Below are 10,316 nucleotides of genomic sequence, written 5' to 3' on the forward strand. Positions count from 1 at the left end.
GGGGCGCCCGGTCTCTGCCGGAGGTGTGCTCGCGGGCGTCGGTCCTCGCCTTGAAGGGAGAAACTTCCCCATTCGGGGTTTACTCCGCTGTTCGGGCGTGATGCTGCACCTATGCGAGACGTGGTTGATGTCCCGATCGTGGGCGGGCCGGCCGACGGGCGCACCGCCTCCGTCGAACTCGACGAGCGTGGGTTCCCACCGGCCGAGTTGCACCCGGGTGAGGTCGACGTCGTCGGCGATGGCCTGTATGTGCGGCAGTCCGTCGTCGGCTCCGGGCCGCCCTGGACTTACCAGTGGCAGGCGACCTCGTGATCCGGCCGTCCGGTTCCGATCAGTCGTGGCCGCCCGGGGGACACGTCCTCGGGTTGTCGTCTCGCGCCACACCCGCCGCCGGCAGCCGTCAGGGCTGACGCGGCCCGGGGTACGACCGGCGACGTACGGCGGATGTCGTTGCCGGGCCGACGACGGCAACCGTAGCGACGGGCGACGCTCGGGGCAGAGGGCGAGCAGGAGCGAGCCCGATGCCGAGGGAGGTTGCGATGTTGGCGGAAGTAGTGGGTTACGCGTATGCCCACCATGGCCCCGGATGGGGAGAGGGGTACGGCCCCTGGGACGGCCGAGCAGGCTGGTGGCTGATCTTCCCTGCCCTGTTCTGGCTTCTGGTGCTGTCGTCGCTGGGCTATCTGATCTACCGCAGGTCGCCGACGCGGTCGGCGCGCAGCGCGGCAGAGCGGGTCCTCGCGGAGCGATTCGCGCGCGGCGAGATCGGCGAGGAGGAGCTGAGGCAGCGACGGGCCGTACTGCGGGGCAAGTCCTGACCGTGTCCCGCGACCCCACCGGCTCCTCGAGCCCGGATCCGAGGAGGCGGCGGCGTAGGCGCCGGGGTGACCTGGCGCCTACGCGGCCGTGCACGATCACCCGGCGTACCTCATCGTTCGCCCGGGCTGAGCGCCGTCCGGCGGCGCCACGACGAGCGGATTTTCCGCCCGATCAGTACGGCGGCGACAATTCCCGGTCCACAGTGAACCGCCAGCACGCCGGCCAGGCTGGGGCCGCCCCAGTCCAACCGGTAGTCGGCCGGATCCGTCATGTTGATCACGAACGGCTCGACGGCTGCACGACCGATCAGGTAGAGCCCGAGCAGCATTCCGAAAGCGGTGAGGATCCTCTTCATGCCCGGGACGCTAGGAGGAGATCGCGCGGCTCCGCGTCACACCCCGGTACCATCTTCCGCCTCGTACCAGGGCGGTAGCCGCCGCGGCCGACACCGCACGCTCACCCCGGCCACTGATGACCATGCCAGGCGCGAAACCCGCCTTCGCCCGCGGTCAACGGTGTCAGACGAGAAGGTGCCGGATTACGGACTTTGGTCCCGACAGGTGGGGACCGCAGCCCCCCGATCTTGCGGTTGATATCGCGGACGCTGGTGGGCAGGGCACGCTGCCGCGTGCCGTCGACGACCAACGGGTTGTCGTCTCGCACCACACCGAAGGAGTGACCGACGTGTCACCGCACCCCCCACCAGACGCCGGCCGCGCTCCCGCGACGGACCAGGTGCCCGGTGCGGCACCGCTCCTGGCCGCCCGCCGGTTCCTGACCAGGGAGACGGTCGGCGACCATGGCCGGACGTTGCACCAGGTCGACGGCAACGGGTGGGAGCACTTCTACCGTGACCGGTGGCGCTACGACCGCGTGGTGCGCTCCACCCACGGTGTCAACTGCACGGGGTCCTGCTCCTGGAACGTCTTCGTCAAGGATGGCCTGATCACGTGGGAACACCAGGCCACCGACTACCCCACCACCGGGCCCGACTCGCCGGACTACGAGCCCCGAGGCTGCCCCCGCGGCGCCTCCTTCTCCTGGTACGAGTACTCGCCGTCGCGGGTGCGCCACCCGTACGTGCGGGGGGTGCTGGCCGAGATGTTCCGCGACGGGCTCCGGCGCCTGGGCGACCCGGTGCTCGCCTGGGCGGACATCGTGGAGAACCCGCTCAAGGCGCGCGCCTACAAGATCCAGCGGGGGCGCGGTGGTTTTGTCCGCGCCAGCTGGGACGAGGTGATCACCATGGTCGCCGCCGCGCACGTGCACACCACGAAGACGTACGGGCCGGACCGGGTCGTGGGCTTCTCGCCGATTCCGGCGATGTCGATGGCGTCCTTCGCCGCCGGCACCCGCTACCACGCCCTGCTCGGTGGCACCCTGCTGAGCTTCTACGACTGGTACGCCGACCTGCCGATCGCCTCGCCCCAGATCTGGGGTGACCAGACCGACGTGCCGGAGGCCGGGGACTGGTGGAACGCCACGTACCTGATGATGTGGGGTTCGAACATCCCGGTGACCCGCACCCCGGACGCCCACTTCCTGGCCGAGGCGCGCTACCGGGGCACCAAGGTGGTCGCGGTCAGCCCCGACTACGCCGACAACGTCAAGTTCGCCGACGACTGGCTGGCGCCGCATCCGGGCACCGACGCCGCGCTCGCCATGGCCATGGGTCACGTCGTGCTCACCGAGTTCTTCCGGGACCGCGCGGTGCCCTACTTCGTCGACTACGTGCGCCGCTACACCGACCTGCCCTTCCTGGTCACCCTCCGGGAGACCGCGCGGGGCGTGTGGGCCGCGGACCGCTTCCTGACCGCCGCCGACCTGGGCGAGGCGGACGGCGCGCACAAGACCGTGCTGGTCGACGAGCGCACCGGAGACCTGGTCGTGCCCAACGGGTCGCTCGGCTTCCGGTACGGCGAGGCCGGCGAGGGCCGCTGGAACCTCGACCTCGGCGACGTGGTCCCGGCACTGGGCCTGCTCGACGTCAGCGACGAAGCGGTGGAGATCGACCTGGCCCGCTTCGACGTCGGCGACACCGAGGGCGGCGCGACCATGCGCCGCGGCGTGCCGGTCAGGCGTGTCGGCGAGCACCTGGTCACCTCGGTCTACGACCTGGTCATGGCGCAGTACGGGGTGCGCCGCGGTGACCTGCCCGGCGTGTGGCCCACCGGGTACGACGACGCGGACGCCCCGAACACCCCGGCCTGGCAGGAGCGCATCACCGGCGTCCCGGCCACGCTGGCCGCCCGCATCGGCCGGGAGTTCGCCCGCAACGCCGAGCGCAGCCGAGGCCGCTCGCTGATCGTCCTGGGCGCCGGCGCGAACCAATGGTTCCACTCCGACATGACCTACCGCGCGTTCATCTCCCTGGTCACCCTGACCGGCTGCCAGGGCGTCAACGGCGGCGGCTGGGCGCACTACGTCGGGCAGGAGAAGGCCCGGCCGATCACCGGCCAGCAGCACATGTCGTTCGCGTTCGACTGGCACCGGCCGATGCGGCACCAGGCCAGCACCCCGTTCTGGTACCTGCACACCGACCAGTGGCGTTACGAGCGGGTCCGGGCCGACGAGCTCTCCTCACCGCTGGGCACCGGCCGGTTCGCCGGCATGACCTTCGCCGACACCGTCGCCGCCGCGCAGCGGATGGGCTGGAGCCCCGGACACCCCGCGTTCAACCGCAACCCCCTCGACCTGACCGACGAGGCGGCGGCGGCCGGGGTGACGGTGCAGCAGCACATCGTCGCCGAGCTGACGGCCGGCCGGCTGAAGGCGGTGGCCGAGGACCCGGACGACCCGGCGAACTTCCCGCGCTGCCTGACCCTGTGGCGGGCCAACCTGCTCGGCTCCTCCGGCAAGGGCAACGAGTACTTCCTGCGGCACCTGCTCGGCGTGGACTCGTCGGCCAGCGCGGCCGAGTGCGACCCCGACCACCGCCCCCGCGACGTGGACTGGCGCGAGGAGGCGCCCACCGGCAAGCTCGATCTGCTCACCGCGATCGACTTCCGGATGACCAACACCGGCCTGCACTCCGACGTGGTCCTGCCCGCCGCCACCTGGTACGAGAAGCACGACATCTCCACCACCGACATGCACCCGTTCGTGCACGCGTTCAGCCCGGCGGTCGACCCGCCCGCCGACGTGCACACCGACTACGACGCCTTCCTCGCCCTGGCCGACAAGGTCAGCGAGCTGGCCGCAATCCACCTGGGGGTGCGCCGCGACGTGCTGGCCGCGCCGCTGCAGCACGACACCTCCGACGAGCTGGCCATGCCGAGCGGCCGGGTGCGGGACTGGAAGGCGGGCGAGTGCGAGCCGCTGCCCGGCGCCACCATGCCGAAGCTCATCGAGATCGAACGGGACTACACCCAGATCGGCGCGAAGATGCGGGCCGTCGGCCCGCTGCTCGACACGCTGGGCACCACCACCAAGGCGCTCACCGTTGACGTGACCGCCGAGCTGGAGTACCTGCGACACCAGAACGGGGTGATCACCGACGGGCCCTTCGCCGGCCGGCCGTCGCTGGCCACCGCCGACCGCATGTGCGAGGCGATCCTGGCGCTCTCCGGCACCACCAACGGCCGGGTGGCCTCGGCCGGCTTCGACGCCCTGGAGAAGCGGACCGGCCGGCCGTTCGCCGACCTGATCGCTGGGCACGAGCACGACCGGATCACGTACCCGGACACCCAGCGGGCGCCGCAGCCGGTCTTCACCAGCCCCGAATGGTCGGGCTCGGAGAAGGGTGGCCGTCGCTACTCGCCGTTCACCCTCAACGTCGAACGGCTCAAGCCCTGGCACACGATCACCGGCCGGCAGCACTTCTTCGTCGAACACGACTGGGTGGCCGAGCTGGGGGAGCAGCTGCCGGCCTTCCGGCCGCCGCTGAACATGGCGCGGCACTTCGGCAAGCCGGGCGAACTGGTCGACGGCGGGTTGACCGTACGCTTCCTGACCCCGCACGCGAAGTGGTCGGTCCACTCGATGTACCACGACAACGAGCTGATGCTGGCCCTGTCCCGGGGTGGCCCGGTGATCTGGCTGAGCGTGGCCGACGCCGCCAAGATCGGCGTACGGGACAACGACTGGATCGAGGCGCACAACCGCAACGGTGTCGTGGTGGCCCGGGCCGTGGTCAGCCACCGGATGCCCGAGGGCACCGTGTTCCAGTACCACTCGCCGGAGCGCACGGTCAACGTGCCCAAGGCGGAGAAGAGCGGCCGGCGGGGCGGCTACCACAACTCGATGACCCGGCTGCTGGTCAAGCCAACCCACCTGGCGGGCGGCCACGCCCAGCTCACCTACGCCTTCAACTACTACGGCCCGATCGGCAGCCAGCGCGACGAGATCACCGTGATTCGCCGCCGCGTGCAGGAGGTGCAGTACTGATGAAAATCCGTGCCCAGGTCGCCATGGTGATGAACCTGGACAAGTGCATCGGGTGCCACACCTGCTCCGTGACCTGCAAGCAGACCTGGACCAACCGCGACGGCACCGAGTACGTCTGGTTCAACAACGTCGAGACCAAGCCGGGCATCGGCTACCCGAAGCACTACGAGGACCAGGACCGCTGGCACGGCGGCTGGCAGCTCGACGACAAGGGCCGGCTGAAGCTACGCTCCGGCGGCCGGCTCAAGCGGCTCAGCCGGCTGTTCGCCAACCCGGACCTGCCCTCCATCGACGACTACTACGAGCCGGCCACCTTCGACAAGGACATCCTGGTCAACGCGCCCGCCGGTCTGAAGGACACCCCGGTCAAGCGGCCCCACTCCGCCCTCACCGGTGAACCGATGGCGGTCACCTGGGGCGCCAACTGGGAGGACAGCCTCGGCGGAGCACACGAACACGCCGGCGGCGACCCGAACATCGCCCGCATGCCGAGCGAGGCGGCCGCGAAGGTCAAGTTCGAGTTCGAGAAGACCTTCATGTTCCACCTGCCGCGCATCTGCGAGCACTGCCTCAACCCGGCGTGCGTGTCGGCCTGCCCCTCGGGCGCGATGTACAAGCGCGAGGAGGACGGCATCGTCCTGGTCGACCAGGACCGCTGCCGCGGCTGGCGGATGTGCGTGTCGGCCTGCCCGTACAAGAAGGTGTACGTCAACCACACCACCGGCAAGGCGGAGAAGTGCACCTTCTGCTTCCCGCGGATCGAGGCGGGACAACCGACCATCTGCTCGGAGACCTGCGTCGGCCGGCTGCGTTACCTGGGCATCGTCCTCTACGACGAGGACGCCGTGCTCGCCGCCGCCTCCGTGGCCGACGAGCGCGACCTGCTCGACGCGCAGCGCGCCGTGTTCCTCGACCCGGCCGACCCCGCCGTTCGGCAGGCCGCCCGCGAGGCCGGGATGCCACCGGACTGGCTGGACGCCGCCGAACGGTCCCCGGTGTGGCGGCTGATCAGCGAGTACCAGGTGGCGCTGCCGCTGCACCCGGAGTACCGGACGCTGCCCATGGTCTGGTACATCCCACCGCTGTCGCCGGTGCTGGACGCGGTGGGGCAGGCCGGCCGGGACGACACCGACGCCGACGACGTCTTCCACACCATCCGCGACCTGCGCATCCCGGTGGAGTACCTGGCCGAGCTGTTCACGGCCGGCGACGTCGAGGCGGTCGCCGGCGTCCTGATGAAGCTCGCCGCCATGCGCTCCTACATGCGGGCCCGCACCCTGGACGGCACGGTCGCCACCGACCTGCTGGACGGCATCGGCATGACCGCGGACCAGGTGGAGGCCATGTACCGGCTGCTGGCCGTCGCCAAGTACGACGAGCGCTACGTCATCCCCGTCGCCCACACCAAGGACGCCGCCGCCCTCGAAGCCCAGGCCGCCGCCCACCCCGACTGCGCGCTCGACTGCGCCGGTGGCCCGGGGATGACCACCGAGGCCACCGTGCAGAGCTTCCACCTGGTCGACGGCGACGAGGTACGACCCGGCCGTCCCGGACTCCTCTCCCGGCGCGCCGACGGCCGCCGCGGCCTCACCATCAACCCGCTGCGAGGCCGCTCATGACCGCCCCGACCGACCGGCCCCGCATCTTCGAACTCGTCTCGCTGCTGCTCACGTACCCCGATGACGAACTGCTCGACGCGGGCGCCGAACTCCGCGCGGCGGCCGACCGGATCGCCGACGACACCGTGCGGGGGCAGATCGAGGAGTTCCTCGACTGGCTGCTGCGCGCCACCCCGATCGAGGCGCAGCGGCACTACGTCCAGACCTTCGACCTACGCCGGCGCTCCGGCCTCTACCTCACCTACTACCTGCACGGCGACACCCGCAAGCGGGGGATGGCGCTGCTGATCCTCAAGCAGCGGTACCGGGCACACGGCCTGCGGCTCGCCGACGGGGAACTGCCCGACCTGCTGCCCGTGGTGCTCGAGTTCGCCGCCACGGTCGGCCCCGGCGAGGGTGAGGCACCGCTGCGCCAGCACCGCACGGGCATCGAGCTGCTCCGCGCCGCGCTGGCCGAGTCCGGCACGCCGTACCGGCTCCTGCTGGATGCCGTCTGCGCCGTGCTGCCCGAGCTGACCGACGCCGACCGGGCCGCCGTCACGGCGCTCGCCGTCGACGGGCCCCCGCTGGAGACGGTCGGCCTGGAGTCCCTCGGGCACGGCCCGGACTTGCCCGGCGCCGCACTCGCCCCATACCCCGCCTGCTCCCCGTCGGAGGCCCCACGATGACCACGCTCGTCTGGATCGTCCTGCCGTACCTGTGCCTCGCGGTCTTCGTCGCCGGTCACGTCTGGCGGTGGCGCCACGACCAGTTCGGCTGGACCACCCACACCAGCCAACTCCTGGAGAACCGGCTGCTGCGCCTCGCCTCGCCGCTGTTCCACCTGGGCGCCCTCGGGGTCATCGGCGGGCACGCCATGGGTCTGGTCGTGCCCGCGTCGCTGACCGAGAAGATCGGGATCAGCGAGCACCTCTATCACCTCACCGCGGTGTGGGGCGGCACGGTGACCGGCGCGATGCTGGTGGCCGGCCTGGCGCTGCTGATCGCCCGGCGCTTCGTCAACGGCCGGGTCCGCCGGGTCACCACCACCATGGACAAGGTGCTCTACACCGCGCTGGCCGTCATGGTGGCGCTCGGCATGACCGCCACGGTCGGCACGAACCTGCTCGGCGAGGGCTACGACTACCGGGAGACGATCGCCGTCTGGTTCCGGGGGATCTTCTGGTTCCAGCCCGATCCCGCGCTCATGAGCGGGGCACCCCTGGTCTACCAGCTGCACGCGATCGGCGGCTTCCTGCTCCTCGCACTGTGGCCGTTCACCCGGCTGGTACACGTCTGGTCCGCGCCGCTGGCGTACCTGTGGCGGCCGTACGTGGTCTACCGGGCCCGGCGGGGCGCGGTCCCCGCGGCGCAGCCCACCCCGGCTGCGGTGCGCGACCGTGCCCACCTGCCGATCTCCAGCGGCCGGGCCTGATCACCGAGCCGGACGTCGTACGGTGTGAGGATTGATCAGCGGTGGAGGAGACATGGAAGAGGACTACCTGCCCGGCATCTACCTGCAGTTCCTGGAGCGCTTCCCGGAGGTCGCGGAGGCGCAGGGCGCGCTGGCGCGCACGATCCGCGAGCAGAACCCGTTCGACGACCGGACCGACCGGTTGATCAAGCTGGCGGTGGCGATCGGCGCCGAGGCCGAGGGCGCGGTGCGCTCCAACGTCCGTAAGGCCGTGAACCACGGGGCGAGCCTGGACGAGGTACGCGCCGTCGCCCTCGCCGCCATCACCACCTGTGGCTTCCCGACCGCCATCGCGGCGCTCAACTGGATCGAGGACGTCACACGGGCAGCCGCGGACTCCTGACGACGGCAGGATCGCGGGTCGCCTCCGGCTACCCGCGATCCGCCGGGTCCGACCGACGAAGGCCAGCCAACAGCCAGCGGCCGGCGCCGCGACGGCCCGGAGCGGCCCCCACGGCATCCCGGTCCGGCCTGTCCGCCCGCGATGGGTCCTCGACCACCCCGACGCCGACCTGCGACGGTTGTGGCCGCTGGTCACCGACGCGGCGCGCGGCTGCGTGCCGTCGAAACCCGACCGGCCGGGACCTGGGTCCCGATCGATGTCGGGACCTGCTGCCCTCCCGGACACTGACCACACCGGGCAGGGTGATCGCATGATCACACTCCTCCTCACCCTCACCAGCGTGCTGTTGCTGGTTGCCGGGCCAGTCATGATCGCCCAGGGCCTCCTCGGCCGGCGCAGCGTCGCCCAGGAGCTGACCAGTCAGCGGATCGCCTTTCCGGCCACCGGCCTGCCGGCACCGCTGGCCAGGTACGCCCGGGCCCCGGTGCGCACCGGGGTCCAGGCCCGTGCCTACTCGCAGCTCATCGCCGACCATGTGGCTCGGGCCACCGGTGGCCGGACCTATGCGGAGATCGCCGAGGAGTGCCTGGACACGGGCCGCGGCGACGAGCGACTCGACCGGCTGCGGCAGACCGCCTTCATGGGGGAGACCCTGCGCGGGGCGTTGCTCGGGGCCTACCAGGCGTGGCAGGTGAGCATTCTGGTCACCGGGTTGGGTGCTCTGGTCGTGCTGATCGGGGCGGTCTTCCTCGTACTCGCCGCTCACCTGCCGTGATCCGCGGTTCCGGATGCCGAGAGCCGCCACCGCTGCTGCGGTTGAATCCGGATCGTCTGGACGAGCGCGGCAAACGCCTCCGCGCACGACCGTCGCAGCCCGGGTGTGCCTCGTCCCGAGCCGCTGGCTGAGACGTTCCGGCCCCGACCCCTAACCGCGAGCCGTGCGGCATCGTGGTGTCGCCGGGTTGCTTCTGGGGTCCCGGACGCGGCTACGGCATCGACTGTGGCGAATCGGCGCGGGCGCTGTTTGCGCTGGTCAAGGTCTACCTGGTGACACCGCGGAGCCAGTACGCGCGGGCGCACCGGCTTCGCTCGTGGCCGGTCACCGCCGCTTGAGCGAACGCAGCAATCTGAGCGAAGACACGGCGACGGGTCCTCACGATGCTGAGTCCGGTGCCGGGCCGGGAGCCGAGGGGCTGGCGGCGACGGGCATCCAGAGCCTCTGGAGGAGACGAGTGATCAAACTGATGCGACGCGCCGGCGTCGTGCTGGTCGCCGCCGCCGTGGCGGTCGGAGTCGCGGCAGTGCCGGCCAGCGCGCACATGATTGCCACGCCCTACACGGCAGAGACGAAGTTCTTCCACACCGCTTTCCTGGTGACCCATGGCTGCGCCGGCTCGGCGACCACCGCGGTGCGGATGCAGATTCCCGATGGCGTGCACCTCGTCACCCCGGATTCCGTGCCCGGTTGGGAGCTCCAGGTGACGCGGGCGGCCGGTGAGGGCGAGGGCTTCGGCCGGATCGTCGAGGTGGCGTGGGTCGGCGGACCGCTGCCCGACCACGAGCAGAAGCCCTTCGGCCTGGGCTTCCGAATCGATGAGGAGGCGCCCGAGATCCTGTGGTTCCCGACCGTCCAGGAGTGCGAGGTCGGCGAGAACCGCTGGGTGACGATTCCGCCCAGTCTGGCGGAGTGGCACGA

General features: G+C 71.1%; 10 protein-coding genes. 9 read left to right on the forward strand and 1 reads right to left on the reverse strand.

Features of this window, described 5'->3' with window-relative positions:
- Positions 1–111 precede the first annotated feature (111 nt).
- Both ONA70_RS17800 and ONA70_RS17805 read left to right on the forward strand, forming a co-directional pair.
- Positions 112–312: a hypothetical protein gene (locus ONA70_RS17800; RefSeq protein WP_265007566.1), complete on the forward strand. Its 201-nt coding sequence runs from the start codon at positions 112–114 to the stop codon at positions 310–312.
- A gap of 227 nt (positions 313–539) precedes the next feature.
- On the forward strand, positions 540–818 hold the full coding sequence (locus tag ONA70_RS17805; RefSeq protein ID WP_265007567.1) for an SHOCT domain-containing protein: 279 nt from the start codon (positions 540–542) through the stop codon (positions 816–818).
- 110 nt (positions 819–928) lie between these two features.
- Here ONA70_RS17805 and ONA70_RS17810 read toward each other — a convergent pair whose 3' ends face one another.
- A complete protein-coding gene (locus tag ONA70_RS17810) occupies positions 929–1,147 on the reverse strand; it encodes a hypothetical protein (RefSeq protein WP_265007568.1) in 219 nt (72 codons plus the stop codon).
- A gap of 356 nt (positions 1,148–1,503) precedes the next feature.
- Here ONA70_RS17810 and ONA70_RS17815 point away from each other — a divergent pair, with 356 nt between their 5' ends.
- The 7 genes from ONA70_RS17815 to ONA70_RS17845 form a co-directional block, all read left to right on the forward strand.
- A complete protein-coding gene (locus tag ONA70_RS17815; protein WP_265007569.1) occupies positions 1,504–5,205 on the forward strand; it encodes a nitrate reductase subunit alpha in 3,702 nt (1,233 codons plus the stop codon).
- Positions 5,205–6,824 carry a nitrate reductase subunit beta gene (gene narH, locus ONA70_RS17820; protein WP_265007570.1) on the forward strand — a complete coding sequence of 540 codons (1,620 nt, stop codon included), beginning with the start codon at positions 5,205–5,207 and terminating at the stop codon, positions 6,822–6,824. Before ONA70_RS17815 ends, narH begins: the two co-directional genes overlap by 1 nt.
- Positions 6,821–7,492 (forward strand): nitrate reductase molybdenum cofactor assembly chaperone, encoded by a 672-nt coding sequence (gene narJ / locus ONA70_RS17825; RefSeq protein ID WP_265007571.1) that lies wholly within the window; start codon positions 6,821–6,823, stop codon positions 7,490–7,492. Before narH ends, narJ begins: the two co-directional genes overlap by 4 nt.
- On the forward strand, positions 7,489–8,238 hold the full coding sequence (narI, locus tag ONA70_RS17830) for a respiratory nitrate reductase subunit gamma (protein ID WP_265007572.1): 750 nt from the start codon (positions 7,489–7,491) through the stop codon (positions 8,236–8,238). The genes narJ and narI overlap by 4 nt, the downstream gene beginning before the upstream one ends.
- 52 nt (positions 8,239–8,290) lie before the next feature.
- Entirely contained in the window at positions 8,291–8,620 is a 330-nt protein-coding gene (locus ONA70_RS17835) for a carboxymuconolactone decarboxylase family protein (protein ID WP_265007573.1), read from the forward strand.
- Between the two features lie 310 nt (positions 8,621–8,930).
- Positions 8,931–9,395 carry a hypothetical protein gene (locus ONA70_RS17840; protein WP_265007574.1) on the forward strand — a complete coding sequence of 155 codons (465 nt, stop codon included), beginning with the start codon at positions 8,931–8,933 and terminating at the stop codon, positions 9,393–9,395.
- 334 nt (positions 9,396–9,729) lie between these two features.
- Positions 9,730–10,316, forward strand: a 587-nt coding sequence (locus tag ONA70_RS17845; RefSeq protein ID WP_265007575.1) for a YcnI family protein, incomplete at its 3' end; no start/stop codon positions are given.

It is taken from the genome of Micromonospora yasonensis (genome assembly GCF_026013475.1).
GTDB classification, from domain to species: domain Bacteria; phylum Actinomycetota; class Actinomycetes; order Mycobacteriales; family Micromonosporaceae; genus Micromonospora; species Micromonospora yasonensis.

Coding starts and splice junctions, on each gene's coding strand:
- ONA70_RS17800 (WP_265007566.1), top strand. CDS start 112: ATGCGAGACGTGGTTGATGTCCCGATCGTGGGCGGGCCGGCCGACGGG.
- ONA70_RS17805 (WP_265007567.1), top strand. CDS start 540: ATGTTGGCGGAAGTAGTGGGTTACGCGTATGCCCACCATGGCCCCGGA.
- ONA70_RS17810 (WP_265007568.1), bottom strand. CDS start 1,147: ATGCTGCTCGGGCTCTACCTGATCGGTCGTGCAGCCGTCGAGCCGTTC.
- narH (WP_265007570.1), top strand. CDS start 5,205: ATGAAAATCCGTGCCCAGGTCGCCATGGTGATGAACCTGGACAAGTGC.
- narJ (WP_265007571.1), top strand. CDS start 6,821: ATGACCGCCCCGACCGACCGGCCCCGCATCTTCGAACTCGTCTCGCTG.
- narI (WP_265007572.1), top strand. CDS start 7,489: ATGACCACGCTCGTCTGGATCGTCCTGCCGTACCTGTGCCTCGCGGTC.
- ONA70_RS17835 (WP_265007573.1), top strand. CDS start 8,291: ATGGAAGAGGACTACCTGCCCGGCATCTACCTGCAGTTCCTGGAGCGC.
- ONA70_RS17840 (WP_265007574.1), top strand. CDS start 8,931: ATGATCACACTCCTCCTCACCCTCACCAGCGTGCTGTTGCTGGTTGCC.